Origin of the sequence: Pantoea sp. GbtcB22 (assembly GCF_019091025.1) — a bacterium.
In the GTDB taxonomy this organism is placed as follows: Bacteria; Pseudomonadota; Gammaproteobacteria; order Enterobacterales; family Enterobacteriaceae; genus Pantoea; species Pantoea leporis.
In genome coordinates this window covers 660,414-686,924 of record NZ_JAGXKB010000001.1, presented here as the reverse complement: position 1 = coordinate 686,924, position 26,511 = coordinate 660,414, and the positions used below count along the sequence as shown (strand labels likewise).

22 protein-coding genes are annotated in these 26,511 nt (G+C 58.6%); 12 read left to right on the top strand and 10 right to left on the bottom strand.

Features of this window, described 5'->3' with window-relative positions:
- Positions 1-79: 79 nt before the first annotated feature.
- Together KVT28_RS03170 and KVT28_RS03165 are read left to right on the top strand one after the other, a co-directional pair.
- A complete protein-coding gene (locus KVT28_RS03170; RefSeq protein ID WP_101764500.1) occupies positions 80-1,279 on the top strand; it encodes an MFS transporter in 1,200 nt (399 codons plus the stop codon).
- Positions 1,280-1,437: 158 nt separating this feature from the next.
- Positions 1,438-1,923, top strand: a complete 486-nt coding sequence (locus KVT28_RS03165) for an Rrf2 family transcriptional regulator (RefSeq protein ID WP_217546764.1) — start codon at positions 1,438-1,440, stop codon at positions 1,921-1,923.
- Positions 1,924-2,035: 112 nt separating this feature from the next.
- On the opposite strand, the gene oqxB is transcribed toward KVT28_RS03165, so the two are convergent.
- Both oqxB and KVT28_RS03155 read right to left on the bottom strand, forming a co-directional pair.
- Positions 2,036-5,188, bottom strand: coding sequence for a multidrug efflux RND transporter permease subunit OqxB (gene oqxB / locus KVT28_RS03160; protein WP_110866070.1), 3,153 nt, complete (start codon positions 5,186-5,188; stop codon positions 2,036-2,038).
- 18 nt (positions 5,189-5,206) lie between these two features.
- Positions 5,207-6,361, bottom strand: coding sequence for an efflux RND transporter periplasmic adaptor subunit (locus KVT28_RS03155; protein ID WP_101764498.1), 1,155 nt, complete (start codon positions 6,359-6,361; stop codon positions 5,207-5,209).
- Positions 6,362-6,654: 293 nt separating this feature from the next.
- On the opposite strand from KVT28_RS03155, the gene KVT28_RS03150 reads away from it, so the two are divergent.
- From KVT28_RS03150 to KVT28_RS03140, 3 genes are all read left to right on the top strand, one after another.
- Positions 6,655-7,002 carry a helix-turn-helix domain-containing protein gene (locus KVT28_RS03150; RefSeq protein ID WP_008110158.1) on the top strand — a complete coding sequence of 116 codons (348 nt, stop codon included), beginning with the start codon at positions 6,655-6,657 and terminating at the stop codon, positions 7,000-7,002.
- Between the two features lie 86 nt (positions 7,003-7,088).
- Positions 7,089-7,523 (top strand): ribonuclease domain-containing protein, encoded by a 435-nt coding sequence (locus KVT28_RS03145; RefSeq protein ID WP_137385713.1) that lies wholly within the window; start codon positions 7,089-7,091, stop codon positions 7,521-7,523.
- Positions 7,524-7,525: 2 nt separating this feature from the next.
- The gene (locus KVT28_RS03140) at positions 7,526-7,798 is read left to right on the top strand and encodes a barstar family protein (RefSeq protein WP_217546761.1); all 273 of its coding nucleotides are present in this window, start codon (positions 7,526-7,528) and stop codon (positions 7,796-7,798) included.
- Position 7,799: 1 nt separating this feature from the next.
- Here the strand turns inward: KVT28_RS03140 and KVT28_RS03135 are convergent, their stop codons facing one another.
- The 4 genes from KVT28_RS03135 to KVT28_RS03120 form a co-directional block, all read right to left on the bottom strand.
- Positions 7,800-10,172, bottom strand: coding sequence for a virulence factor SrfC family protein (locus KVT28_RS03135; RefSeq protein ID WP_217546759.1), 2,373 nt, complete (start codon positions 10,170-10,172; stop codon positions 7,800-7,802).
- Entirely contained in the window at positions 10,169-13,141 is a 2,973-nt protein-coding gene (locus KVT28_RS03130) for a virulence factor SrfB (protein ID WP_217546757.1), read from the bottom strand. Before KVT28_RS03130 ends, KVT28_RS03135 begins: the two co-directional genes overlap by 4 nt.
- Before the next feature lie 2 nt (positions 13,142-13,143).
- Positions 13,144-14,487: an SrfA family protein gene (locus tag KVT28_RS03125; RefSeq protein WP_217546754.1), complete on the bottom strand. Its 1,344-nt coding sequence runs from the start codon at positions 14,485-14,487 to the stop codon at positions 13,144-13,146.
- A gap of 152 nt (positions 14,488-14,639) precedes the next feature.
- Entirely contained in the window at positions 14,640-15,818 is a 1,179-nt protein-coding gene (locus KVT28_RS03120) for a benzoate/H(+) symporter BenE family transporter (RefSeq protein ID WP_217546752.1), read from the bottom strand.
- Positions 15,819-15,914: 96 nt separating this feature from the next.
- Between KVT28_RS03120 and KVT28_RS03115 the strand changes: the two genes are divergently transcribed.
- The 3 genes from KVT28_RS03115 (at position 15,915) to KVT28_RS03105 (ending at position 17,578) form a co-directional block, all read left to right on the top strand.
- Positions 15,915-16,460 carry a helix-turn-helix domain-containing protein gene (locus tag KVT28_RS03115; RefSeq protein ID WP_217546749.1) on the top strand — a complete coding sequence of 182 codons (546 nt, stop codon included), beginning with the start codon at positions 15,915-15,917 and terminating at the stop codon, positions 16,458-16,460.
- 120 nt (positions 16,461-16,580) lie between these two features.
- The gene (locus KVT28_RS03110; protein WP_217546747.1) at positions 16,581-17,006 is read left to right on the top strand and encodes a MarR family winged helix-turn-helix transcriptional regulator; all 426 of its coding nucleotides are present in this window, start codon (positions 16,581-16,583) and stop codon (positions 17,004-17,006) included.
- 17 nt (positions 17,007-17,023) lie between these two features.
- Entirely contained in the window at positions 17,024-17,578 is a 555-nt protein-coding gene (locus KVT28_RS03105; RefSeq protein WP_217546745.1) for an isochorismatase family protein, read from the top strand.
- A gap of 61 nt (positions 17,579-17,639) precedes the next feature.
- Here the strand turns inward: KVT28_RS03105 and KVT28_RS03100 are convergent, their stop codons facing one another.
- The 3 genes from KVT28_RS03100 to pqqU form a co-directional block, all read right to left on the bottom strand.
- A complete protein-coding gene (locus tag KVT28_RS03100) occupies positions 17,640-18,065 on the bottom strand; it encodes a type II toxin-antitoxin system VapC family toxin (RefSeq protein WP_217546743.1) in 426 nt (141 codons plus the stop codon).
- Positions 18,065-18,316, bottom strand: a complete 252-nt coding sequence (locus KVT28_RS03095; protein ID WP_101764487.1) for a type II toxin-antitoxin system prevent-host-death family antitoxin — start codon at positions 18,314-18,316, stop codon at positions 18,065-18,067. Before KVT28_RS03095 ends, KVT28_RS03100 begins: the two co-directional genes overlap by 1 nt.
- Positions 18,317-18,449: 133 nt before the next feature.
- On the bottom strand, positions 18,450-20,561 hold the full coding sequence (gene pqqU, locus KVT28_RS03090) for a TonB-dependent receptor PqqU (protein WP_217546740.1): 2,112 nt from the start codon (positions 20,559-20,561) through the stop codon (positions 18,450-18,452).
- Positions 20,562-20,665: 104 nt separating this feature from the next.
- On the opposite strand from pqqU, the gene KVT28_RS03085 reads away from it, so the two are divergent.
- Complete coding sequence (locus KVT28_RS03085) at positions 20,666-21,643, top strand: NAD(P)-dependent oxidoreductase (protein ID WP_368734922.1); 978 nt, start codon at positions 20,666-20,668, stop codon at positions 21,641-21,643.
- A 1-nt stretch (position 21,644) separates the two neighbouring features.
- Positions 21,645-22,427, top strand: coding sequence for a helix-turn-helix transcriptional regulator (locus KVT28_RS03080; protein WP_101764486.1), 783 nt, complete (start codon positions 21,645-21,647; stop codon positions 22,425-22,427).
- Here the strand turns inward: KVT28_RS03080 and leuA are convergent.
- Complete coding sequence (gene leuA / locus KVT28_RS03075) at positions 22,378-24,063, bottom strand: 2-isopropylmalate synthase (protein ID WP_217546737.1); 1,686 nt, start codon at positions 24,061-24,063, stop codon at positions 22,378-22,380. The two genes, KVT28_RS03080 and leuA, sit on opposite strands and share 50 nt — an antisense overlap.
- 322 nt (positions 24,064-24,385) lie before the next feature.
- Here leuA and KVT28_RS03070 point away from each other — a divergent pair, with 322 nt between their 5' ends.
- Both KVT28_RS03070 and KVT28_RS03065 read left to right on the top strand, forming a co-directional pair.
- Positions 24,386-25,318 carry an ABC transporter substrate-binding protein gene (locus KVT28_RS03070; RefSeq protein ID WP_217546735.1) on the top strand — a complete coding sequence of 311 codons (933 nt, stop codon included), beginning with the start codon at positions 24,386-24,388 and terminating at the stop codon, positions 25,316-25,318.
- Positions 25,319-25,396: 78 nt separating this feature from the next.
- On the top strand, positions 25,397-26,422 hold the full coding sequence (locus tag KVT28_RS03065; protein ID WP_217546733.1) for a dipeptidase: 1,026 nt from the start codon (positions 25,397-25,399) through the stop codon (positions 26,420-26,422).
- Positions 26,423-26,511: the final 89 nt, after the last annotated feature.

Genomic DNA, 26,511 nt, shown 5'->3' with positions numbered 1-26,511 from the left:
GTTAAGCAGGGAAACGTGGGATTTTTCAAGCTGGATGAACGTGTTATAACAATGCTTTGCCTGCTAACGGAATAATGTTGTGAAGCCTCAGCCAAAGCCACCTGCCGCCGCCATAGTTACGCTTGGCGTAGTACAAATCCTGTCGTGGGGCGGATCGTTCTATCTTATGGCGGTGATGGCCAATCCGATCGTGGCGGAAACCGGCTGGTCGCAACAATGGGTGTATGGCGCGCTATCGCTCGGCATGCTGATTTCCGGTTTGCTGGCGCCGCTGAGCGGGCGACTGATTTCCCGATCCTATGGCCGCGCATTGCTGGCGGCGAGCGGGGCGGTGATGGCGATCGGTCTGGTGATCATGGGATTGAGCCACAATCTGCCGCTGTTTCTGTTTGCCTGGCTGATTATCGGCGTGGGTATGGCGATGGGCCTGTACGATGCGCTGTTTGCCACGCTCGGCACGCTCTATGGCGGCCAGGCACGCGGCGCGATAACCGGCATTACGCTGATTTCTGGCTTCTGTACCACTATCGTGTGGCCGGGCACCGCGCTGCTGATTCACTGGCTGGATTGGCGTAACGCCTGTTTTGCCATCGCCGGATTGTTATGTGTTTCAGTGTTGCCCGCTTATCTCTACGCGCTACCCGCGCCAGAAGCGAAAATCGCCGCCGCCAAAGCAAAACCGACCGCGCAAGGCAACGAACTGGCACCGACACTGTTTTGGCTGCTGTGCAGCATTTTCACGCTCGCATCGGTGATCATGACGGCGATTTCGGTGCAGCTGATCACCTTGCTGCAGGCCAGCGGCCACACGCTGGCGTCGGCGTTGGCCATCAGTGCGATTCTCGGTCCGTGTCAGGTGGCATCGCGCATCGTGGATATCGCCTTTAAGCGCGGTCACCCGATCTGGACCACCTTTTTCTCGGTGGGATTGGTGGCGCTCGGCTTGCTGCTGCTGGCGTGTTATCCGCAGTTTGCGGTGCTCAGCATGGTGCTGTACGGTGCCGGAAATGGTTTGCGTGCCATTGTGCGGGGAACTTTACCGCTGGTGATGGTCAAACCAGAGGCCTACGCGATTGTGGTGGGGCGCATGGCGCGTCCCGCCTTAATTGGCCAGGCCTTGACGCCGCTGGTTGGTGGCTATGTGTTCCAGCACCTCGGTGCCAGCGCCACGCTGTGGTTGTTATGCGTTCTGGCGTTGATTAACGTGCTGTTGGTCGCGCTTTTGCAGCAGAAATTGCCGCAGGCCAGCCCACAGTCGGAAAGGGGAGTGATAAACTAAGCAGCCTGTGCGCTTCTGCCCGATTAAATGGGGAATACGTGCCTGGATCACGGGCGTTGACTTCTAAAAAGCAACAGTGTTTGTTATATTTATTGCTCATTGATTACTCACTGTCGCGGCATAAAAACAACAAGATAACCGCAACTCAGGATATTGAAATGCTTGATTACCGCTTCCCGACAGCTTTGCAGATGGTTTTGAGCGTAGCGATGGCGGAGCAACTGGGCAAACGCTCGACCAGTGCCATATTGGCGTATGGTCTTGAAGCGAACCCCAGTTTCATTCGGAAACTTATGGTTCCGCTCACGCGTGACGGCATCATCGTCTCAACGCTTGGCCGCACCGGTTCCATTCATCTGGGTCGCCCGGCCGCCGAAATCACACTGCGCGACATTTATACTTCTGTGATTGAAGATAAAAAACTCTGGGCGTCACGTCCGGACGTGGCACCGCGTTGTCTGGTCAGTGCCAACCTGTGTTGGTATTTCAAATCGATTGCTGAAGAGGCTGAAGAAGCGTCGCTGAAAGTGCTGGAAACCCGCACCGTAGCTGACGCGCTGGCCGAACTGAAGCATAACGACACCAGCAACTGCGAAGAGTTGCCCGATCTCGAACTCACCGACCTGTGTAAAAAAGGCCGCTAAAACCACTCTCATCCGTAAGGGCGTCATTCATGACGCCCTTTTTTATTGCCTCAATCTGCACGCAAAAAAAATCCGGGCACTTGGCCCGGATTGTTCATTTCACCTAAAACCCTTACACCGTTTGCACTTCAGCCTGTGGTTGCTTGCGCGTCACCAGCTTACGCAGCGTCACATAGAACACCGGCGTCAGGAACAGCCCAAACAGCGTCACGCCCAACATGCCGGAGAACACGGTAATCCCGGTTACGCCGCGCACTTCTGCGCCTGCACCTTCACCAAGGATCAGCGGAATAGTACCGGCGATAAAGGCAATGGAGGTCATAACGATCGGACGCAGGCGCAGACGACAGGCTTCCAGCGCTGCATCGACAATGCTCTTGCCCTGCATCTCCAGCTCGCGCGCAAACTCGACGATAAGAATCGCGTTCTTACACGCCAGTCCCATCAGCACTACCAGCCCAACCTGCACAAACACGTTGTTATCGCCACCGGTCAGCCACACGCCGACCAGCGCCGAGAGCATGGTTACCGGCACAATCAGGATCACCGCTAGCGGTAGCGTCCAGCTTTCATACAGCGCCGCCAGCACCAGGAATGCGAGTAGGACCGCGACCGGGAAGACGATCAGCGCGGTATTGCCCTGCGTTGATTGCTGATAGCTCAGGTCGGTCCATTCAATGTTCATGCCGTTCGGCAGCACCTGCGTCGACATCTCCTCCAGCTTCTGCATCGCCTGTGCCGAAGAGAGCACGCGCGGATCGGCATCACCAATCAGGTCAGCCGCCGGATAGCCGTTATAGCGAATCACCGGATCCGGGCCGTATGTAGTGGTGATATTCACCATGCTGCCAATCGGCACCATTTCGCCGCGATCGTTGCGGGTACGCAGGTTACCGATATCCTGCACGCTATCGCGGAAATCGCCATCCGCCTGCGCCATCACGCGCCAGGTGCGACCAAACTTATTGAAATCGTTGACGTACGACGATCCCAGATAAGTTTGCAGCGTGCTGAACAGTTCGGTCAGCGACACGCCTTGCGCTTTGGCTTTATCCCGATCCACCTGCACATCCAGCTGCGGCACGTTGGCCTGGTAGGATGAAATCGGGAACATCATGCCCGGCGTCTGCAACACCGCACCGGTCATGGTGTTGATGGCGGTTTGCAGCGCACCGTAACCGAGCCCCGCGCGATCCTGCACATACAGCGAATAACCCGAACCTTGTCCCAGACCTAAAATCGGCGGGGGCATAATCGAGAAGCCAAAACCTTGCTGGATTTTCGAGATCTTAGCGTTGATCTCAGCATTAATTTCCGCGGCGGTGCGCGTACGTTCACTGAACGGCTTCAGACCGAAGAACACCGTGCCGGTATTCGGCGTATTGGTGAACTGCAACGCGTTCAAACCGGGGAAGGCGACCGAATAAGCCACGCCTTCGGTGTTCATGCCGATTTCGCTCATCTTGCGAATCACTTCATCGGTACGCGCCAGCGACGAACCTTCCGGCATCTTCACGCCGCCAATCAGGTAGAGCTTGTCCTGCGTCGGAATAAAGCCGCCCGGCACGGTATGGAACATAAAGCCCGCACCGGCCAGCAGCAGCACGTAGACGCCGAACACCGCGCCACGACGACGCAAGGTTTTACCCACCAGCGATTCATAGCCATCCGAACTGCGCTGGAAGAAGCGGTTGAACGGACGGAACAGCCAGCCGAGCAGGCGATCGATAATGCGCGTCGGCATATCCTTTGCGGCATCATGTGGCTTCAGCAGCAGCGCCGCCAGCGCCGGTGACAGCGTCAGCGAATTGATGGCGGAGATCACCGTTGAAATGGCAATCGTCACCGCAAACTGCTTATAGAACTGACCGGTCACGCCGGACAGGAACGCCATCGGCACGAACACCGCACACAGCACCAGCGCGATGGCGATAATCGGCCCGGACACTTCCCGCATCGCCTGATGCGCAGCCGCCGTCGGCGACAAGCCTTGCTCGATATTACGTTCGACGTTCTCCACCACGACAATGGCGTCATCCACCACGATACCGATCGCCAACACCAGCCCAAACAAACTTAAGGTATTGAGCGAGAAGCCGAGCAGATAAAGGATGCTGAAGGTACCGACCACCGATACCGGCACCGCCAGCAGCGGGATAATCGAGGCGCGCCAGGTTTGCAGGAACAGAATCACCACCAGCACCACCAGCACAATCGCTTCGAACAGCGTTTGTACCACGGCACGGATCGAGTCACGCACGAATACCGTTGGGTCGTACGGCGCGGCCCACTGCACATCGTCCGGGAAACGGGTGGCCAGTTCGGCCATTTTGTCGCGCACCGCATTTGACAGATCGATGGCGTTGGCGCCTGGCGCCTGGAAGATACCGATACCCACCGCATCTTTGTTGTTAAGCTGTGAACGCAGCGCGTAGCTGCCGGAACCCATCTCGATGCGCGCCACGTCACGCAGGCGCACCAGCGTGCCGTCGTCGGCGGTTTTCAGGATGATATTGCCGAACTGCTCTTCGCTCTCAAGACGACCCTGGGTGTTGATCGACAGCAGAAAATCGCTCTGTTTCTTCAGCGGCTCCGCGCCAAGCTGGCCGGCAGACACCTGCACGTTCTGCTCCTGCATCGCGCTGACCACATCGGAGGCGGTCAAGCCACGTGCCGCCACCTTATTGGGATCGAGCCAGACGCGCATCGCGTATTCACCGGCACCGAAGATCTGAATCTGACCGACGCCTGGCAGGCGCGCCAGTTCATCCTTCACCTTCAGGGTGGCGTAGTTACGCAGATAGAGGGAATCGTACTTGCCGTGCGGCGAGAACATGTGCACCACCAGCGTCAGCGTCGGCGACATCTTCTGCGTGGTGAGGCCGAGTTGGCGCACCTCTTCCGGCAGACGCGCTTCAGCCTGCGCCACGCGGTTCTGCACCTGAACCTGCGCCTGATCCGGATCGGTGCCCGGACGGAAGGTCACGGTGGTGACCAGCACGCCATCGGAACCCGCCACGGATTTCATGTACATCATGTTTTCTACCCCGTTGATGGCTTCTTCCAGTGGCGTCGCCACAGAATCTGCAATCACTTTGGGGTTGGCACCGGGATATTCCGCGCGCACCTGCACGCTCGGTGGCACCACGTTGGGATATTCACTGATCGGCAGCAGCGGAATGGCGATCAGTCCGGTGGTAAAGATCAAAATCGACAGCACCGCGGCGAAAATCGGTCGGTCGATAAAAAAGCGGGAGAAATCCATAAAAGGCAGTCTCGAAGGTTATTGAGCGGAGCGCATCGCCACCGGTTGGGCGTTCACCGGCATGCCAGGCATAAAGACTTTCTGCAAGCCGTTAACGATCACCTTGTCGCCGGGCTTCAGGCCTTGCTGCACAATACGCAGACCATCGGCTAACTCGCCGGCCTGAATATCGCGGCGCTGGGCTTTACCTTGCGCATCGACCACGTAAACGTACTTACGATCCTGATCGGTGAGCACGGCTTTATCATCAATCAACAGGGCGGTGAAGTCGGCGCGGCCCGGCAAGCGCACGCGCGCAAACAGGCCCGGTGTGAACTGACGCTGCTGATTATCCAGCGATGCGCGCATGCGGATGGTGCCGGTGCTGGCGGTCAGCTGGTTATCGAGGAAATCCACGGTGCCGCGATGCGGAAAACCCTCTTCGCCGGTCAGCGCTACTTCTACCGGCAGCGACCCGCGATTTTCGCCTTTACGCGCCATCGCCTGATAATGCAGATAGGTGGCTTCATCGACGTCGAAGTAGACGTACATACGATCCTGCGATACCAACGTGGTCAGCACGCTGGCGCTGTCACCGGCGGTCACTAAGTTGCCGGTGGTGATCATCGCGCGGCTGGCGCGACCTTCAATCGGCGCGGTAACGCGGGTGAAATCAAGATTCAGCTGCGCCATATCCACCGCCGCCTGTGCTGACAGCACGCTGGCCTGCGCCTGATTAGCCGCAGAGCGACGCTGTTCCCACTCTTCCCGTGACACGACATTGGTGCCGATCAGTTTATCGGTACGCGCCGATTCACTGCGGGCCAGCGTAGCCTGGCTGCGCGCGTTGGCGAGTTCGGCCTGCGCCTGCTCGAGCGTGGCGCGGTAGGTGCGATCGTCAATGGTGAACAGCACCTGACCTTTTTTCACCTCATCGCCTTCGCGATAATTAACCTGATCGATATAGCCCGAAACGCGCGGCCGCAGCTGCACGCTCTGCACCGCTTCGAAACGGCCATTGAAGCTATCCCATTGGCTGACTTTCTGCTCTACCACCTGCGCGACACTTACTTCGGGCGGTGGCGGCGGGGCGTTTTGCGCCACACCGCGATCGCAACCGGCCAGCAGGCTTCCCAGCAACATCACTCCTGACAGGCTTACCGCCCATTGAACCCTGTACGTTTGCAGATGCATTGTTGTTATTCCGCTTTGGTGAAAATGAAAGGAGACGTACGAAAAATCTGCAACTTTTATGATTGCATTAAAACGCCACGAGTGTAGGCTTGCTCAAACTGCATCTGCAAGAATATCTGATACACTTTATGTGCGGTTTTGATCATTACGTTGCAGAAGGATCAAAGCCCCTACGCGCAGTGCGGCATTTAATGCAATAATAAAACTTGCATTAACTGGCATAGTCGTTCAACCTTAAAGTGTAATTGCAACTGATACTGATACTGTTCGCAACGGCGACCGGAGAAAACGAGATGATGACCACCGCATTTATTCACGATTTGATCGACTGGATTGACAACAATATTGAAACGCGTCTGGATCTGGATACCGTAGCGGGGCGCGCCGGTTATTCGAAATGGCACCTGCAGCGTATGTTCAAAGAGCACACGGGTTTGCCTCTGGGCGAATACATTCGTGAGAAGAAGCTGAAGAAGTCAGCGGATCGCTTGACCACCAGCAATGAACCTATTCTTAACGTGGCGATTTCACTCGGTTTCGACTCGCAGCAGTCGTTTAACCGCAGCTTTAAACGCCAGTATGGCGTAGCGCCGGGAGCATGGCGTCGTCACGCCGCGCCATCCGCCAGCGCGATGCAGTAAACCCCGCCAGGGCCAGCTTTGCTGGCCCGCGTTTTTACCTGCCCTAAATCTGTTATTATCGTCGTCCTGTTTTTCAGGATGCCACCATGTCAAAAAAACTCTGGATTGCCTTAATTCTGATCCTGGCCGCGTTGTGGCTCGGGCTAAAACCGCGTTTGTCCGATAAATGGGCCACCAGCCACCCCGATATTTCGCAGCTCACCGATGCCAACACCGTGGCGCGTTGGCTGCAGCAGCATCACACATTACCCGATCTCTATCTCACCAAAAATGAAGCGCGTCGTCAGGGCTGGAATCCCAGCAAGGGCAACTTGTGTGAAGTGTTGCCGGGCCGCGCGATTGGTGGCGATCGCTTTAGCAACCGCGAAAGAAGGCTGCCGATGCAGGCGGGCAGGCAATGGTATGAAGCTGACGTGAATTACGATTGCGGCCACCGCGATGCCGATCGTCTGCTTTACTCAAATGATGGATTGATTTTCCTCACCACCGATCACTATCGCAGCTTCAAACAGGTGCCTTAACCATGTTGACGCTCCATTTTGACTTTGAAAACTTGTCAGATCGCCAGGCGTTTTACCGCGCGCTGGTGCAGCAGAGTGCCTGCCCAGTGGATTTCGGTAACAATCTTGATGCGCTGTGGGATTGGCTGACCGGCGGCATGGCGCTGCCGGCCACCTTCTATTTAGCGCATGCCGATGACGCCAGCGAGAGTGCCGAATTCGCGCCGGTGCTGGCGTTACTGAAAGAGGCGCAGCAGCAGTTAGAAGGCGAGCTGCGCCTGGTGCGTGGAGAATAAATTACGCGTGCAGCGGTAACAGCAAAATCGCCAGCATCTGGCGGGCATTCGCGGGCAAATCGCCGCCGCCGGTGTAGCCATTGTTCTCAACGATCACCGAATTCAACCCCACCAGCCAGTCATAAATGTAGTAAGCGGTATGATTGGCGGGCGCGGCAGACAAGCGCGTCAAACGTTGTCCCGGCGAGAAGCTGACGCTCGGTGCAGGCGGACGGGCGAAAATCGTCTGACCGCGATTGACGCGGCTTTCAGGACGTTCGCTCTCCGGGCGCTGTAAAAAGCCCAGCCACGCCACAAAATCCCCCAGCACCGTCATGGCGCGTGAAACCTGACGATCGGTACGCGCTTCATGGGCGCTGGCCTGCGCATCCGGCTCGTTAAGCGCGCTTTGCAGTTTGCTCAGCACCTTGAGACGGAAGCTAGCGGTTATTAACTCTTCCACCAGCATCTCCAGCGTCGGCTTATCGACGTTGAGCAGCGCCAGCAGGCTGCGGCTCTCCGGCAACTGACGCAAGTGCTCCAGCCACAGCGCAAACACCTGCTGCGGGAACTGCTGATCGCGTTGCCCGCCCGAACTGCGCGGCTCAGCGGCAGCTACCGGCTCATCTTTAAACAGATCGAACTCGAAGCCGATGCCGAAATAGCTCTGCTCAGCGGCCGCCGTTTTGGCGCTGTGCTGAATGTGATGGCTGCTGCTCTGGCTCAGCCACAGCTGACGCACCGCTTCACGCGACGGCTGCAAACGCTCCAATAGTTCGCCGTGCAAACCGGTGCGATGTTGCAAGCATTTCAGCAGCGTATCGGAAATCGCCTGCTTGCGAGCTGCCTGTTCTGGCGTGGCGCTGGATTCGGTCCACGGCTGCAAACGTTCCACCAGCTTGTGCTGTAGCGCGCTGAGCTGCAACGCTAAACGCTCACGGCGCGCTTCCGGCTGCATCTCATCCTGCAACCAACTGCCCATGCGATCGACGCCCGCGCGATCCAGCGCCAGCATCGATCCCCAACTCTGTCCCGGCTGACCAATCTGGCGTTGTACCGCTTCGTCAACATTAATCTGCTGCTGCTGATAGCGCGCGTCATGCGGCGTGATCGCCCAAATCAGACGCGGCTTCTCACCGCTGGCAGCGATGGTTTGGTGTATGTGCCACTCGCGCAGCGCGCTGGCGGCGACATCGGTGTCGTGACGCTGGCTGGCAGCGGTACAGATCAGCATGAGATCAATGCCCTGACGCGCGGCGTACAGGCCCGGCAGCAGTGCGCGTTTCTGTTCCAGCAGTGTGGCGCGCAGCGGATCGCGTTTGCGCAGCTGGGCCAGTTCATCCTGTTGCGCGCGATCGGCTGGCGTGCCCGGTGCAGGTAGCTCCAGCATATCTGCATCATCGTACAGCGCCTGACGCGGCGTGGAGCTGAGCGGCAAGGTGATCTCCATCGTCAGCAGCGACAGCAATCCCAGCGGTACATGCTGCGCTTTCCCCACGCGATTGGCGACGATCGGACACACTTCGATCATCTCCTGCCAGTCGGCATCATTGCCAATCAGTTTTTCTGCTGGCAGCGCGGCATCGTCCACCAGCACGCTGAGCGGCGCTAACACGCGCGGTGCATGGCGCAGCTGGTGGCGCAAATGCATCAGGCTGCGCAGGCTTTCGTTCAGGGCGTTCTGTCCCGGCCACAGCAGGGCAAACAGCTGCACGCGGTCGTCCACGTTGAGCCACGGCGCCAGCGCTACCGCCTGCGGCCAGAAGTGACGATCGAGAATCTCGGCATGACGATGGTGACGACGGCTCCACGCCCATAGCGTGATCAGCGCATCGCTGTCGAGGCCAGGCTGTGCTTCATCCTGACGGTGGCGCTGCAAACGCTGCAACGCGGCATCGATCTGCGCCGTGTCCGGCTGCAGCTCGGTGTTGGCACAGGCCAGCATCAAACGAATCAGTTCCACTTCGCTTAGCAGCGTCATCTCCAGCGGCCAGGCGTTGGATTGCGTTTCACGCTGGTGGCTGAAGCGGGTGGCGATGGCGAAATCGAGATTGCCGGGATTGATGTTCTGGAAATAATTCAGGGTTTTATCGCCAAGGCGCGCGATTAACTGGCCCTGGGCATCACCGACCATCTCACTCAGCAGCCAGGCTTTGCCCGCCTGCGACTGGCCAAACAGCGCCAGCGTCACCGGACGCGCCAGCTGGCGCGCCAATGCATGGCTCTCCACGCGCGCGCGGCGCAGCTGCAGCGTCAGCGTTTCAGCTTCCATCGCCAGACGCGGCGCGTGCGGCTGATGGGTTTCCACCCAGTTCAGCGCGCCATCCAGCGTTTCCTGCATCAGGCTAAGACGTTTCGCGGGCGTAACCGGCGAGGCTTTTTTGGCAGTTCTCATCGTTTGCAGACGCTCCCGCTGTCGATCCAATATTGCGCATTCGCGTTGCCGGTGGCAGAAAGCGTGTTCAGTTTCAGACTCAGCTGCTCCAGCGGCACGCGCGTGCCGTCATCCATGCGCGCATCGCTCAGCACCAAACGCTCCGGGCCGAGATTATACGGGCCGGGCTGCACCGCCAGCTTAATGCGCAGTACGCTTTCGCCGGCAACCTGACGCGCCAGCGTCGGGTCCACAATGCTCAGGCTATACAGCGGCGAGGCCGGCCAGCGATCGTTCTCCAACTGGCGGAAGCCGAGGCAAACGTTGCCGCGAATGCGGAAGCTGCTTTTGCGATCCAGCGCGAAGCTGCTGCTGTCGAGATCGATCTCGCTGTAACACAGATTATCGTCGCTGAGCGCCGAGGTCTCATCCAGCACGCCGAGATAGCGAATGGTGGAGTACGGTTCGAAATCACCGGCGCGGAACCAGAAGCTGCTGAGGCGCAGATCGAGCGCCAGCAGGCACAGCATCGCGCCGACTGCGGCGGTGGATTTCGGGTTATCAATGCGGCCCTGCTTGTTGAACGGATACCAGTCGCTGGTGTGATAGCCTTCCAGCGACAAAATACGGCTGCCCGGCAGCGGTTGCAGATGGCGCACCAGCGCCTGAATGCCGGGGAAGCGTGATGGACGACCGGTGAGCAGCAGCACATCACACTGATACAGCGACACCACTTCACACATCGCGCGCAGCGCCGGAATTATCGCCATACGGTGTTGCAGGAACTCGCCGTGCAACTGCGCCATGCTGACCACCAGCGGCACTTCGAGCAGATCGAATCGGCTGTCGCCGCCGAGCGTGCGCTGAATTTCGCCATTCACAAACGCCAGCACGCTGCTGGCCGGTTTTTGCGGCACCAGCTCGCCGAACAGCGCGTTGATCTCGCTATGGCTGTCGAGCGGATCCCAATTTTCATACTGCTCCAGCACCGCCTGCGCCAGCGGAATAAACAGCTGCAGCGTCACTTGCTGACGCAGCGTGGCTTGTCCGTCCATGCGGCTGTCGTGACCAAACAGCTTGTTCATCAACGGTTCGGCCAGCTGCAAACCGGCTTTCTGCAAGCTCTGCTGCAACGCTGGCAGAATCCACAGCTGAATCACGTCCAGCAGAATATCGTCACCGGCGACTTTGAAGCCTTCGCGGAACAGTAAGCGCGGGGTGATTTTGACATTGTTGCCCTGGCCGTCATCGAGGCGATATTGGGTAATGGCTAAATCGGTGGTGCCGCCGCCGATATCAATCGAAGCGATGCGCAGGCTTTTACCCGGCAGCTCGTCAACTTCACGCGGACGATCCGGGCGCGCCATGCTGCTGAAGAAATCTTCTGCGCGGCCGGCAAAGTTGACCTGGGTTTCGTTGAATAGCCACACCATTTGACCACAGGTGGCTTCGTCCCACTCCATCTGCACATCCGGTACCGGACGCAGACTGTTTGCCTGGCTGGCGGCGGTAAATTCCTCTTCGGCCGGATGCCAGCCCTCGGCTTTCCATACCAGCGCGATGGCTTCCTGCATGCGGCGACGGAAAATCTCACGCTCCGGCTTCGGCATCGCTGACGGTAGCGTCAGGATCACATGACGCAGCTGGCGCGGCGCCTGGCTTTGCGGCATGCGCTGGCGCTGCGCCACGCTGTTCATCTGCATCATCGCCTGCGCCAGCAGTTCGCACAGCATAAAGGTCATCAGCGAACTGCGGCTGTAGCTGGCGGAGAACACCGGCAGACGATCGTCTTCCGCCAGCGCGTGCAGCGGCTGGCCTTCGTCATTGATCAGTAAAGTGAACGGCAGCGCAGTCGCCTGTGGCTCATCGCTGCTGCCGTTGGCGTTGAAGCGCCAGCCTGGCTGATAGCGCGCTTCATCCCACAAGTAGCGGCGCGGGCTGGATAACCCGGTGCTGCCTTCGGTGCCGGCACGCAGCAACGCCAGACGGCTGGCTTCCCGGCCTACGCGCGTCAGCGACGGCCACATAAAAGCGTTTTCCCGGCCGCTCTCCAGCGAGAAGTTGGCCTTGCCGAAACGGGTTTCAGCAAACTCCAGACGGCTGTCGAACAGCTCGTTGTAAACCTGATGCGGCTCGGAGAGATCGCGCAGCTGCAGCTCGTAGGTTTGACGCAGGCCGCTGCTCTCTTCGGCGTGATCTTCCACCAGAATGCCGCAGGTATGCGAGTTGCCGACGTCGAGAATGATATCGACGTTGACCGCCGGGGTTTGCAGCGAAGTTGCCTGAATATAGATTTCCGCCAGATCGAGCTGCTCGCCTAGCAGTTCCAGCAAGTTAAGATAGTGCGCCTGATATTCGAATTCACGCAGCGCCTGGTTCAGCTCCTGCTCACGGCGTGATTCCAGCGCATGCACCTGCTGACTAAAGGTTTCACGCAGCCAGCCATCAACCCATGTATGGTCGAGGAATTCACCCAGCTCGTAGTTGTGCCAGGCGAGGGCGAAACTGACGCCGTTCTGCGCATCGGCTTTGCTTAAACCGTGCTGCTCGCCGCCATCCTGCTCAGACACAATGCGCGTATCAAAGGCGAGGGTGATGCGATGGGTGTTGCCTGCCGCGTCGGGTTGCGTCAGCGGCGCCAGATGCAGACGTGCCCAGTTGTCCGGGCCGCCGATAAAACGACGTCCGCTGGTGCAGCGCAGCACCGGCAGCGGCAGCCATTGATGGGCCAGCAGCTTCAGAGAATCGGCCAGCGCGATATCCGTTTCCGGACGCACCACTTCCGCCGCGCCGCCATCTTCCGGATAGAGCAGGAACTTGCCGCTGTTACCGTCGACGTTGAGACGCAGCAGCGGGCCGTTGGCGGTTTGCCGCACGAACTGGCGACGTGCCTGCAACGCAGGTAAACGCAAACCAAAATCAAGAAACTGCACACCGCTATCTTCAATCAGCGTGATTTTCTGTTTGTCATCGATGAGGGGAGCCAACATGTTTACTTACTCTCACGCTTAATCGTCAACGGGAAGACCTGATCTGCGCCGTATTGCGCAGTACAGCTGGCGATGCCATCACCGGCTTTACACACCAGTTCCGGCATGCGGTAACGCGATTTATCGCTGCAGGTCGCAGTATAGCGGCTGCGCACTTCCATGCTGCCGGCGCTGGTCATCGCGGCGGTGACATCGGCTTTACAGCGGATGTTGTCGCCCTGGGTAATGGTGGCGGTGCCTTTGCCGTTGCGGATTTGATAGCGCAGGCTTGGCGGTTTGCCGGTCGGCAGATTGGTTTGACGCAACGTGACGCGCCAGGTGCCGTTAATAAATTTCACCGATCCAACGCGCGCATCTTCGGTGGTCATCACCAAATCATCGGCTTTGGCCGGTTCGGTGTGTTCAGCCACCACCTCAGGCGGCGCGACAGGTGTGGCAACCGGCGCGGCGGCAACGACGGTGGCGGCGGTTTGTGGCAGCGTGGTGGCGAGTTTTTCCGCTTTAACCATCACGGCAGGCGGCTTACTCACCGGCACCGGCACATCCGCAACGCTAATCGCAGCCGGTTGCGGCGCGCTGTGCAGCCAGTAGGCGACGCCCGCAGCCACCAGCGCCGCAACCGGCAACAGCAGCATCAGCGGACGCACGGTAAAGGCGCGACGTGGCGGCGCGACAGGTTCGGGGAGCGATTCAGGCGCGGGCTCAGCAATGTCCTCAACCGCCGGTTCTTCGGCTTCAGGTTCCGGCTCGATCAGCGGTTGAGCAGCAGCAGGCGGCACCTCGATCAGCGGCGCAATTACCGGCGCAACCATCAGCGGAGCAGGTGCTGGCGGTTCTGGCAGCAGCGGCGGCAGCGCATCTTCCAGCGAATCGCGCAGGCAGGCCAGCGCGTCATCACGCGAACGCGCCTGCGGATCAACAAAGCCCCAGAAGGTGATCACCGGTTTGCCATCCACCAGATAAACGTACTGCTGATCCGGGAACTGCAACGTTTTGCTCAGCAACGCACCAAACAAGCGCATCGCCGGATTCTCCGCATCGCGTGCACGCAGGCTCAGCGCCTGCAGATCCTGCTGGTTTAGCGTCAGCAGTTCCAGCGCCTGACGGCGCTCGTGATCGCTGGCACCCAGCCAGGATTTTACTTTGCCAGTAAACGGGGCGTACCAATCGAGGCGGTCACCGCGCTCGTTGACCTGCGGGATCGCGAGGCAATTGGCCAGTGTGGTTTGGCGGCGCAGGCGCAGGGTTTCACGGATTTGCAGCGCGGACGTCCAGACCGGCTGGCCGTTTTCACCCAGTGCCAGTACCGTGTCCAGATTGCCGCTGCGCAGAAAAGTTTTTGCCACTCGTTGGGCCCTTATCGGTGGTTGTCTGAGGCAGAACAGTGTGTGTTTTTGGCGATGATAGTGATCTTAAGCCAAATGCAGCGAAATCAAACGGCTGATAAAGGGGGAAAAACAGGGCGTTTTTCCCGCGTGCGGAGAAGATTGCTGAAATTTTAAGCGCGGCTGCGCGGGGAAAGGATCACATAGGTCAGCATGCCGCCGAGCAAACCCCAAAAGGCGGAGCCGATGCCGAGCAGCGAAACACCGCTGGCGGTGATCAGAAACGCCACGATGGCGCTGTCGCGCTGATCCGGTTCGGCTAAGGCGCGCTGCAAACTGCCGGACAGCGTAGCCAGCAGCGCGAGGCCCGCCAGCGTGGCAATCAACACCGGCGGCAAGGCGCTCAGCATGATGGCAATCAATCCGCCGGTAAATCCGGTCAGCAGATAGAACACGCCCGCCAATGCCGATGCCATCCAGCGGCGCGCCGGATTCGGATCGACATCGTCGCCCATACAGATAGCAGCGGTAATCGCAGCGATACACACCGAAAACCCGCCAAATGGCGACAGCACTAAAGCGATAAAGCCGGTCCAGCCGGTGAGCGCAGATACCGGCGGCTGATAGCCGTGCGCCTGCAAGGTGGCGATGCCGGGCGCATTTTGCGACGCCATGGTGACGAGAAAATAGGGCAAACCCACGCCAATCAGCGCCGCCAGAGTAAACTGCGGCATGATGAATTCCGGCCGACTGATCGCCAGCGCATGCGGCGGAAAGTGGATCGATTGCTGGCCGAGCGCCACCAGCACGCCCGCGATCAACGCCAGAATGATGGCGTAGCGCGGCAGCCAGCGGCGGCTCAACAACCACACCAGACACATGCTGCCGCACAGCGCGAAATTGCTCTGCAAACCGCTAAAGGTGCCGATGCCAAATTTCAGCAGAATCCCGGCCAACATCGCGGCCGCCAGCGATTGCGGAATGTGATTCATCAGGCGGGCGAACAGACCGGTGACGCCGCACAACACAATTAACAGGTTGGTGGCGACAAACACGCCCACCACTTCATTCAGCGTCAAACCCTGCACGCTGGTGGCGAGCAGCGCCGCGCCAGGCGTCGACCAGGCCGCGAGGATCGGCATGCGTGTCCATAGCGATAAGCCGAGCGAGGCCAACCCCATACCTACGCCGAGCATCGACAGCCAGCCGCCAATCTGCGCCGGCGAAGCGCCCGCCGCCTGCGCCGCCTGGAAAATCAGCGCTGCCGTGCTGCTGTAGCCCACCAGTACGGCGATAAAACCCGAAATCAGCATCGGAAAAGAGAAGGCACTGCGTGTGGTGGCGGTGGTCATCAGGTCACATCCGATTGTGCGTTATAACGCACATTGTGGCATGGAGCGTTATAGCGCACAAGTGCTACACTGCGCGCGAGCTTTTCGGGAGAACACATGGAAAATTTGCATCAACATTTGAGTCTGGCGCTGAAACAGCTGCGTCAGGCCAACGGCTGGAGCCTGACGCTGGCAGCGGATCGCACCGGCGTGAGCAAAGCGATGCTCGGCCAAATCGAGCGCGGTGAATCGAGCCCCACGGTGGCGACGCTGTGGAAAATTGCCACTGGCTTTAACGTGCCGTTTTCCTTCTTTGTGCAGGGCAGCGATCAACCGCCGGGCAGCGTGGCGACCTTCAGCGAGCCCAACGCGCAGATGCAGGTCAAGCCGCTGCTGCCGTACGATGCCAGACTGCATTTTGATCTGCTGGAAGTGACGCTGGCGGGTGGCGCGCAGAGTGATTCATCAGCGCATGAAAGCGGGGTGATTGAGCAGGTTGTGGTGCTGGAAGGCGAATTGTTGCTGGGCGTGGAAGGCACATGGCGTCGCTTGCTTTCGGGCCAGGCCAGCCAGTTCGCCGCCGACACGCCGCACAGCTACCGCAATCCTCTCAGCACGCCGCTGCGTTTACACAGTTTGATTCATTATCTGCAGCGCGCCTAGGATCGCCATGCATGGCGACTACCTAACAATCCGGCACAATTACAAATTGATACGAAGGTAAACTACCCAGTTTGCCTTCGTATTTATATACTCGCGGCTCATCAGTAAGGAGAAGGTGCCATGAGCGACCTCAACTGCGCGGCGGCGTTACTGCGCAGCATCAATGGCAAACTGGCGCGTCGCCTGCGTGAATCGGCGCCGCCGGGCGATCTTACCTGGCCGCAGGTGTCGGTACTTGGCTATCTGGTGCGCGATGGCGCGATGACGGTAACAGAATTGGCTACGCTGGAAGGGGTGCGCACGCAGTCGATGGGTGCCACCGTGGCGAGCCTGCAGACGCTGGGTATGGTGCAGGGCGCAGCCGATCCGCTGGATGGCCGCAAAACCCGCTATCAACCCACCGATGCCTGCCTGAAACTGATTGCTGCCAACCGCGCACAACGTGATGACTGGCTGCTCAACAGCATCGCAACGCAACTGAGCCCGCAGGAACAGCACACGCTGCTGGCCGCGCTTCCCTTACTGCAACGACTTGCCGACCAATAATCCTGAGAGGACTCAACATGGCTTTAACTACCCTTGACGACAACACCGCGCTGATTGTGATTGACCTGCAAAACGGCATTGTTGCGCTGCCGGTCGCACCGTTAGAGGCGCATGAAGTGATTGAGCGCTCAGCGCGTCTGGCCGATGCATTCCGCGGGCAAAAGCGCCCGGTGGTGCTGGTCAACGTTGCGGGCGGCGCGCCTGGCCGTAATGAGCAGCCGAAACACGCTGGCGATTTGCCAGCCGATTGGGCGACGTTGGTGCCGGACCTGGCGCAGCAGCGCGGCGACATCATCGTTACCAAAAAAACCTGGGGCGCTTTCCATAATACGGATCTGCACGAGCAGCTGCAGCAGCGTGGCATCACACAAGTGGTGATTTGCGGCATCGCCACCAGCATCGGCGTGGAATCCACGGCGCGTCAGGCGTATGAGCTGGGTTACAACGTCACCTTGGCAACCGACGCCATGACCTGCCTGAATGCCGAAACGCATAAAAACAGCGTCGAGCGCATTTTCCCGCGCCTGGGCGAAACCGGCACCACCGATGAAGTGCTGGCGTTGTTGAAGTAAGGATCATCATAGGGTGCGCATTCATGCGCACCTGGCTTGCAGGTCGCCATGAATGGCGAGCCTACAGTTCCTGCCACGGATTCAGCAACATCACGCCAGTGGTATCAAAATCCCGTACGTTACGCGTGACCAGAATCAGCTCGTGATGAATCGCTGTCGCCGCGATCAGCGCATCGGTATGTGGGCGTTCATCAGGAATATGCAGCTGAGCGCAAAGGCGGGCCACGCTGCTATCAATTGAAAGTGTGCGCCAAACAAATTCTGTCAGAACCTGCTCTTGATACCAGCGCTGTAAATGATGGGCTTGCTGAGGGTCTTTACGGGCGAACTTAAGGATACCTTTTTCAATTTCCATCAGCGTCAATGCTGAAATAAACATCTCTTCAGCATCAATGCTTTTAGCCCAGGCAATCACCTGAGGATTGGCTTTAGGCGTCCCTGCCTTACGTAATTCTGAAATAACATTGGTATCCAGCAAATAGCGCATTAGAACTCCACATCCCTGTTGATTATGGTCGCACGTTCTGGCTCAAAATCGATATCTACGCCGTCCGGCATGGCGAGTGAATCTACGATGCTTCGGTTTGAACCCGTGAGTTTTTTATACGCTTCAAATGTCAGTAAAACATGTGCAGGATTGCCACGGTCAGTAATATAAACCGGGCCTTCCTCGGCGGCTTTCTTGGCCCGGGATACCTCCTGATTAAAAGCTCGACTGCTGATTCTCGTCACTGTCATCACGACCTCCATGATATGTAGAGATGTTGCTACATAACTATAAAGTAAGATGCCGTGCTGGACAATATTTAACCAATAAAAAGCCCCGCAAGCGGCTTGCAGGGCTTTTACATAATCTATCCAACGCGTTTATTTACTGAAACGCATAACTCACCGTCAGGCCCACGCTGTAATTGCGGCCCGGCGCCGGTTCGTAATAGCGACCGTTGCTTTCATTCACGATCACCGAACCGATGTAGTTGCGATCAAACAGGTTATCGACGCGGCCAAACAGATCCAACGTCCAGTTGTGCACCAGCCACTTATAACCGCTGTTCACGCCGACCACGGTGTAAGACGGCGCTTTCACATCGTTTTCATCATCCGCCGCGATATCGCTCAGGTAGCGCACATCGGTTCCGGCATACCAGCCTTGATCGGGCGCGTAAGCCAGTCCGGCGTAAGCCATGTTACGCGCAATGCCGGGAATGCGGTTGCCGTCGCAGCTTTCGGTGCCGCAGGCGTTAGAGCGGTAGCGGGCATCCAGCAAGGTCCATGCGGCTTTGAAGCGCCAGCTCTCGCCGAATTGCTGGTCGAGGCCCAGCTCCAATCCACGACGGCGGGTTTCACCGGCGTTTTTGTATGTTGTTCGTCCTTCAAAACTGCCATTTGAAACAATTTCGTTTTTAGTATCGGTCTGAAATACCGCAGCAGTTAGCAGGCCATTGCCGATACGTTTTTTGCTGCCCAACTCAACCGTCTCGCTAGTTGCAGGTTGCAGGCCTAAATTGAGACCAGCCTGGCCTTTAGCGCGATACGACAACTCATTCAATGTCGGTGTTTCGAAGCCGCGACCTGCAGAAACGTAGGTGTTCCAACTGTTATCAATCGCGTAATTCAACGCAGCGGCAGGCAACCAGCGATGGTAGCGGCGATTGCCACTATCATCCAAATCGGTAGAAGTAACGTAATAGTCATTGGAGTCGAAATTCACCGTACTAAAACGCACGCCGGCATCCAGCGACAGTTTATCGGTCAGCTGCCACGCGGTTTGCAGATAAGGATCGAGGTTCCACATCAGATTGCGTTCATTACGACGCATCTCGCCCTGTACACCCAATTCCTCGCCGCTATAGTTCTGATAACCTTTGCGTTTCTCGGTCATGGTTTCGTAGTCGAGCCCGCCGGTGAATGTCACTGGAATGGTAAATAGTGCGTCACGGTGCGTCCAGCGAGTGTCAATACCTTGATAATGACGTGATAGCGCTATCACGCCGCCAGCATTTCCAAGACCTTGCTGTGCGCTTTTAGGAATGGATTGATACTGCGTGGTTTCACGTTCACCCGCGTACATCATCACGCTCAGGTCATCGTTCTCACTCATCTGGCGCTGATAGTGCAGGCCTGCTTGCGTCTGATCGACGGTTTTACGCGCGTCGTACAAGCTCACGTTGCTGGCGACCTGGCGTGGATTATTTTTCCACTGCTCAGCGGTCAAACCGCCCGGGTCCTGCGCTTCAACGTGCACGCTGTTGAACAGCAGCGTCAGGGTGCTGACATCGTCGATGCGGACGCCGAGTTTGGCGTTGCCGAGGTTTTTCTGCGCCGAGCTGTGATCGCGGAAGCCGTGCGTGGTAAAACGCGAGGCGGAAACCGTGTAGTTGACGTCGCCGGCTTGCGTACCGTCGCCGGTTGCACCGCTGGCTTTAACGCTGTTGCGCCAGCTGCCGTAACTGCCGTACCAGCTGCTGGCTTCCAGCGTGGTGGGTTGCTGTCCGGTTTCGGTTTCAACGTTAATCACGCCGCCCGACGAGTTGCCGTACAGCGCCGAGAAGGGGCCGCGCAGCACGTCGATGTGATCGATGGAGCCGATATCGATGTTGGAAGTTTGTCCCTGGCCATCGGGCATGGTGGCGGGGATCCCGTCGACGTACATACGAATGCCGCGCAGGCCAAAGGTGGAACGCGAACCAAAACCGCGCACCGAAATCTGCAGATCCTGGGCATAATTTTGACGATTTTGTATCTGTAAACCCGGCACGCTGCTGAGGTTTTCTGACAAATTGACGCGCGGTGCCGCGTGGCGCATATCGTCGCCGGACACCACACTAACTGCCGCTGGCGTATCCAGTTCAGACAGTCCGGATGCGGACGGCGCCGCGCTCACCACCATGGTGTTGCTGGCCGCGTTTGCCGCCAGCGCCGAGACCGGTAACATCGCAGGCAGCATCAGCAGCGAAGCCTGTCGCAGTAAAGCTATTTTCATTATGAAAGACCGTAAAAAGGGCGTGGAATGTACCGAATGGAACATTAATGGCGCGTATGTTAATCGTTTTATCATTTGTTTGAAAAGCGTGAATAGTATGACGGATTATTCATCATTGCGGTGTTGAAAATGTTTTTTCATCGCATCTCTGGCTGGCTGCGACAGGGAAATTCTGTCAGTCTGGCGGTTTTGTCTTTAGGCACAAAAGAGAGGGAATGATGAGTCAACAACCTGTGGTCGCGGTACTGGGATTGGGCGCGATGGGGCATGCGTTTGCCGCTAACCTGTTGAAAAAAGGCTTCACGGTGCGCGGCTGGAACCGCACGCGTGCCAAAGGCGAAGATCTGCTGGATGCAGGTATCACGCTGGCCGACAGCGCTGCGCAAGCGGTGAGTGGCGCGGATGTGGTGATCGCCATGCTGGCCGACGGCGATACCACGCGTCAGGCGCTGAACGACGCCAGCTCCGCGCTCAAGCAGGGTGCGACAATTTGCCAGATGGGCACCATCGGCGTGGCCGCCACCGATCAACTGATCGCGGAATTCAAAAGCACGCGTCCGGACGTGGTGTTTATCGATGCACCGGTTTCCGGCACTAAAGCGCCAGCAGAGAATGCGCAAATCCTGGTGATGGCCAGCGGCGATCAGAGCAACGCGCAGGCCGCCGAGCAGGTGTTCGCCGCGATCGGTAAAGGCACGCAATGGCTGGGCGAGGCGGGCGCCAGTTCGCGCATGAAGCTGGTGGTGAATAGCTGGCTGATTGGTCTGATGCAGAGCCTGGCGGAAAGCACGCGTCTGGCGGAAGAGTTTGGTTTCAGCACCGACGATCTGTGGAAAGTGCTGGATGGCGGTCCGCTGGCGGCACCGTACGCCAAAATGAAACTTGGCATGATTGCCAGCGGCGATTTCACGCCGCAGATGCATCTGGTGTGGGCGCTGAAAGACGCCAAACTGGCGCTGGATGCGGCGGGCGATAGCAAACTGCCGGCGCTGGAAAACATTGTGGATGTCTGGCAGCAAGCGGTAGATGCCGGTTACGGCGAGCAGGATCTGGCGGCGGTTTATCAATATCTGAAACGCTAACATGAGTGCGCGGCTCAACTTCGACTTCGCCTATCGTCCGCTGGTGCCCTATGCGCACGATTATGCGCATGGCGACGCGGAGCCGTGGCATCACCACGCTTGCGCCCAGCTGATCCACACGCTGAGCGGCGTGGTGAAAGTGGAAACGCAGCACGGCAGCTGGATTGTGCCGCCGAGTCGCGGCGTCTGGCTGCCGGCGGGGACGCGTCACGCACTGCACATTGTTGGCGCGGTGGCCGCACGCACGCTGTTTGTGGATCCGCTGGCGCGCGCCGATCTGCCCGCCAGTTGTCAGGTGGTGCAGATTTCGCCGCTGCTGCGTGAGTTGATTGTCAGCGCGCTGGCGCTGCCGGAGCAGTACGTTCCCGGCAGCCGCGCCGAGCGGATTTACGAGCTGATCCTCGATGAGATCCGCGTGATGGACGTGCTGCCGTTTGGTCTGCCGCTGCCGGAAAGCGAGCGGCTGCTGAGTTTGTGCCAGCAGATCCAGCAAGCGCCCGGCGAAAACTGGACGCTGGCCCGCGCGGCTACGCAACTCTGCGTGGCCGAACGCACGCTGGCGCGCCATTTCAGTCGCGAAACCGGGTTACAATTCAGCGACTGGGTGCGCCGCGCGCGACTGAGCGTGGCGTTAACCCGCTTAGCGCAGGGCGATAGCGTGCTGACGGTGGCGCTCGATCTCGGTTATGACAGCCCGAGCGCCTTCAGCGCGATGTTTCGCCGCGTGCTCGGCGTCACGCCAGCGAACTACTTTCCTGCGGCAGAAAAGCGTGCGCTGCGTTGAGCAGCGCCTGCAGTGAAGCGCGCGCCACATCATTATCAATGCCTACGCCCCATGCGCGTTCCCCGCGTGCATTAATGCAACTGATGTAGGTCACCGAACGACTGTCGCTGCGTTTGCCCAGCGTGTGTTCGTGATAATCCTCAATGGTGATGATTACGTCATAGCGCTGACGCAGCGCGGCAACGGCGGCTGAGAGCAAGCCGTTGCCTTTACCTTCCAGCATCAACTGCTGCGCGCCCTGTTGCAGCCGCGCCTTGAGGCGCGTTTCGCCTTTATCGTCGCTGTGACTTTCCGCTTCCAGCAAACAACGCACGGGCTGCGTTAAGCCGTAATGCTGACAAAACAACTGCCACAGCGCGTGATGGGTCATCTCCTGACCGTGCTGGTCGGTTTGCTGTTGCACCAGACGGCTGAAATCCTGCTGCAAGCCGCGCGGCAGTTGCAGACCGTGATTCTGCTCCAGCAGCCAGGCGGCGCCGCCTTTACCCGATTGACTGTTAACGCGAATCACCGCTTCGTAGCTGCAGCCGATATCCAGCGGATCGAGCGGCAGATACGGCATCTGCCAGATTGCTTCTTCACGCTCAGCACGGGCGGCAAAGCCTTTACGAATCGCATCCTGATGCGAACCGGAGAAGGCGGTAAACACCAGTTCACCGGCATACGGATGACGCGGATGCACTGGCAGCTGGTTGCAGCGCGTCACCACTTCCAGCACCTGCTGGATATCGCTGAAATCGAGCTGCGGCGCGATGCCCTGAGTGTAGAGATTGAGCGCCAGCGTGACGATATCGACGTTGCCGGTGCGCTCGCCGTTGCCAAACAAACAGCCTTCCACGCGATCGGCACCCGCCAGCAGCGCAAGCTCGGCGCAGGCGATGCCGGTACCGCGATCGTTATGCGGATGCACGCTGATCGCGACCTGCGATCGCTGGCTGAAGTGGCGACAGAAAACCTCAATCTGATCGGCATAGACGTTCGGCGTGTTCACTTCGACGGTCGCGGGCAGGTTGATGATCATCGGACGCGCCGGGCCCGGCTGCCAAATCGCCGCCACCGCTTCGCAAATCTCCAGCGCAAACTCCGGTTCGGTAAAGCAGAAGGTTTCTGGCGAATACTCGAAGGTCCACGCGGTATCCTTTTGCGCTTCGCAACGGGCGCGAATTTGACGCGCACCGGCGCAGGCCAGTTCGATAATTTCGGCTTTGCTCTGGCGGAATACGCGCTCGCGGAACAGCGGCGCGGTGGCGTTGTAGAGATGAATAATGGCGTTCGGCGCGCCACGCAGCGCGTCGAAAGTGCGATCAATCAGATCGCTGCGCGCCTGGGTCAACACCTGAATCGCCACATCGTCTGGAATGTGCTTCTGCTCAATCAGCAAACGGACAAAATCAAAATCGGTCTGCGATGCCGCCGGAAACGCCACCTCAATCTCCTTAAAGCCACAGCGCAGCAGCAGTTGCCAGAACTCCAGCTTGCGCGCGCTGTCCATCGGTGTCGCCAGCGCCTGATTGCCGTCGCGTAAGTCGGTAGAGACCCAGCGCGGTGCCTGCGTCAGCTGGCACGAGGGCCACTGACGATCGGGTAAGTCGATAACCGGAAACGGGCGGTATTTTGTAGCGGGTTGCGTGAGCATAACGATCTCCTTGTAATGTGGCGTTCAGTCTCGCCCAGCATCGCGCGGTGCGGCTCGCGCATTGCTGACAACCACTCGCGCAAAAGTGACAACCGGGTTCAGACTCTTGCGCGCACACTCTGTAGCGGCGCGATTAATCGCGCATTTTTCATGCGACACCGCGCGCCTCACGACATTGCGCAATAAATTGCGCGGCTACGATAATTGCGGTGATTGCATGCACAGTCTTTATGCGCCACGCGGCATATCTCATGCGAAATCGGCATCGGTCATTTGGCGCGCGTGGGTTAGGCTGGGGTTTTGCGCGATGGGATAAAACACAATGAAAAGAGCAGCTTTGGCACTATTAATCGTGACAGCCAGCGGCGCGGCGACGGCAGAAACCGTGACGCTGCGCATTGCCGATCAAAAGGGAAATATGCACGCCGAAATGGAAGCGGCGCAGCAGTTGAACAACCTCAATTATAAAATCGAATGGGCCGAGTTCCCGGCGGCGGCACCGCTGGCGGAAGCGCTAAATGCCGGTGCGGTGGATGCCGGTATTATCGGCGATGCGCCGCTGCTGTTCTCGCTGGCGGCCGGTTCGCAGGTGAAAGCGGTGGCGGTGAGCAAATCGGTGCCCGAAGGATTGGCGGTGCTGGTCAGCCCGGATTCACCCATCAAAACCGTTGCTGAGTTAAAGGGCAAAAGCATCGCTACCGGACGCGGATCGATTGGTCACTTTGAGGCGCTCAAAGCGCTGGAGCAAGCGGGCGTCAGCGATAAAGAGGTTAACTGGCGCTTCTTAACGCCGGCGGATGCGCGCATCGCGCTGGCAAATGGCTCGGTGGATGCCTGGTCAACGTGGGATCCTTATACCGCGCTGGCGGAAGTGACCCACACCGGACGCGTGCTGGTGAACGGCGTTGGCCTGTCCAGCGGCAACAGCTTCCTCGCCGCCACCGACGCCGCGCTAAACGATGAAGCCAAACGCGCGGCGCTGCAGGATTACGTCAATCGCTTAGCCGCCGCCGATCGCTGGGCTAACAGCCATGTCGATGAGTACTCGACCACGCTGGCAAAAATCATCGGCTTCCCGAAAGAGGCGGCGGCGAAATCCTTCTCACGTCGCAAATCGCACTGGCAGAGCATTGATGATGCTACCATCGGCCAGCAGCAGGAGACCGCCGATTTCTACCAGAAATACGGTTTGATCCAGCAGCATCTTGATGTGAAACCGACTTTTTATCACGGCTTAAAGGTTGCGCAGAACTAACCCTTTGTGCGCCCGCATTTGGCGAAACAGCAGCGCGCGCGTAGCATGGCGCCATGTTGTTTCGTCAAAGAACCCCTCATGTTGCTAAAAACCTTCGACGGTCATAACGACCTGCTTCTCAATCTGTGGCTGCATCATCGCGATGATCCGGCGCAGGCCTTTTTTCACGGCATCGAAAAGGGCCACCTCGATTTTCCGCGCATGCAGCAGGGCGGTTTTGCCGGTGGGCTGTTCGCGATGTTTGTGCCGCCAGCGCGCTATGTCAAAGAGGTCGCGCCGCAGCGAGCGGAGGAAAATCTCGATCCACTGTCGATTCTCTGGCAGCAACTCGACATCCTGAAAACGCTGGCGGCGCAATCTGATGGGCGGGCGCGGTTATGCCTTAACAGCGCTGATATTGCCGCCTGTCGCGCTGACGGCGTGCTGGCGCTGGTGGCGCATATTGAGGGCGCAGACGGGTTTGATGGCGAGGGTGAAGCGCTTGATGCGTTTTACCAGGCGGGCGTGCGCAGCATCGGGCCGTTCTGGAATCTGCCCAATCGCTTTGGCGAAGGCGTCAGCGGATCATTCCCCAACTCACCGGACAGCGGGCCAGGCTTGACCGAACAAGGTGAGCAGCTGATCGCCGCTGCCAATCGCCATCGCATGCTGATCGATATGTCGCACATGAACGAGAAAGCCTTCTGGGACACCGCGCGCCTGTCAACCGCGCCGCTGGTGGCGACGCACTCCAATGCGCACGCGCTCTGCGCGCAGCCGCGTAATCTCACCGACGATCAGCTGCGCGCCATCCGCGACAGCGGCGGCGTGGTGGGCGTGAATTTTGGCAACGCTTTTCTGCGCAGCGACGGAAAACGCGACAGCGACACCGCATTGATCGAAATTGTTAAACATGTTGAGCACCTGATCGCGATAATGGGCCGCGATCATGTGGCGCTGGGCTCCGATTTTGATGGCATCAGCGTGCCTGAGGCGCTGAAAGACGTGAGCGGATTACCGCATCTTTATGCGTTGTTGCGTTCGTTCGACTACGATCAAACAGCACTTGAGCAGCTCGCATGGGGCAACTGGCAGCGCGTGTTGCAACAAATTTGGCAGGATTAGCACCATTCCCTTACCGAATCAGGGTTGATCTGCTCGCTACATTGGCGCAACATCTGCGCGCGTACGGATTGCGATGTGATCTAAGTCAC

Coding starts and splice junctions, on each gene's coding strand:
- KVT28_RS03165 (WP_217546764.1), top strand. CDS start 1,438: ATGCTTGATTACCGCTTCCCGACAGCTTTGCAGATGGTTTTGAGCGTA.
- oqxB (WP_110866070.1), bottom strand. CDS start 5,188: ATGGATTTCTCCCGCTTTTTTATCGACCGACCGATTTTCGCCGCGGTG.
- KVT28_RS03155 (WP_101764498.1), bottom strand. CDS start 6,361: ATGCATCTGCAAACGTACAGGGTTCAATGGGCGGTAAGCCTGTCAGGA.
- KVT28_RS03150 (WP_008110158.1), top strand. CDS start 6,655: ATGATGACCACCGCATTTATTCACGATTTGATCGACTGGATTGACAAC.
- KVT28_RS03145 (WP_137385713.1), top strand. CDS start 7,089: ATGTCAAAAAAACTCTGGATTGCCTTAATTCTGATCCTGGCCGCGTTG.
- KVT28_RS03140 (WP_217546761.1), top strand. CDS start 7,526: ATGTTGACGCTCCATTTTGACTTTGAAAACTTGTCAGATCGCCAGGCG.
- KVT28_RS03135 (WP_217546759.1), bottom strand. CDS start 10,172: ATGAGAACTGCCAAAAAAGCCTCGCCGGTTACGCCCGCGAAACGTCTT.
- KVT28_RS03130 (WP_217546757.1), bottom strand. CDS start 13,141: ATGTTGGCTCCCCTCATCGATGACAAACAGAAAATCACGCTGATTGAA.
- KVT28_RS03120 (WP_217546752.1), bottom strand. CDS start 15,818: ATGACCACCGCCACCACACGCAGTGCCTTCTCTTTTCCGATGCTGATT.
- KVT28_RS03115 (WP_217546749.1), top strand. CDS start 15,915: ATGGAAAATTTGCATCAACATTTGAGTCTGGCGCTGAAACAGCTGCGT.
- KVT28_RS03110 (WP_217546747.1), top strand. CDS start 16,581: ATGAGCGACCTCAACTGCGCGGCGGCGTTACTGCGCAGCATCAATGGC.
- KVT28_RS03105 (WP_217546745.1), top strand. CDS start 17,024: ATGGCTTTAACTACCCTTGACGACAACACCGCGCTGATTGTGATTGAC.
- KVT28_RS03100 (WP_217546743.1), bottom strand. CDS start 18,065: ATGCGCTATTTGCTGGATACCAATGTTATTTCAGAATTACGTAAGGCA.
- KVT28_RS03095 (WP_101764487.1), bottom strand. CDS start 18,316: ATGACAGTGACGAGAATCAGCAGTCGAGCTTTTAATCAGGAGGTATCC.
- pqqU (WP_217546740.1), bottom strand. CDS start 20,561: ATGAAAATAGCTTTACTGCGACAGGCTTCGCTGCTGATGCTGCCTGCG.
- KVT28_RS03080 (WP_101764486.1), top strand. CDS start 21,645: ATGAGTGCGCGGCTCAACTTCGACTTCGCCTATCGTCCGCTGGTGCCC.
- leuA (WP_217546737.1), bottom strand. CDS start 24,063: ATGCTCACGCAACCCGCTACAAAATACCGCCCGTTTCCGGTTATCGAC.
- KVT28_RS03070 (WP_217546735.1), top strand. CDS start 24,386: ATGAAAAGAGCAGCTTTGGCACTATTAATCGTGACAGCCAGCGGCGCG.
- KVT28_RS03065 (WP_217546733.1), top strand. CDS start 25,397: ATGTTGCTAAAAACCTTCGACGGTCATAACGACCTGCTTCTCAATCTG.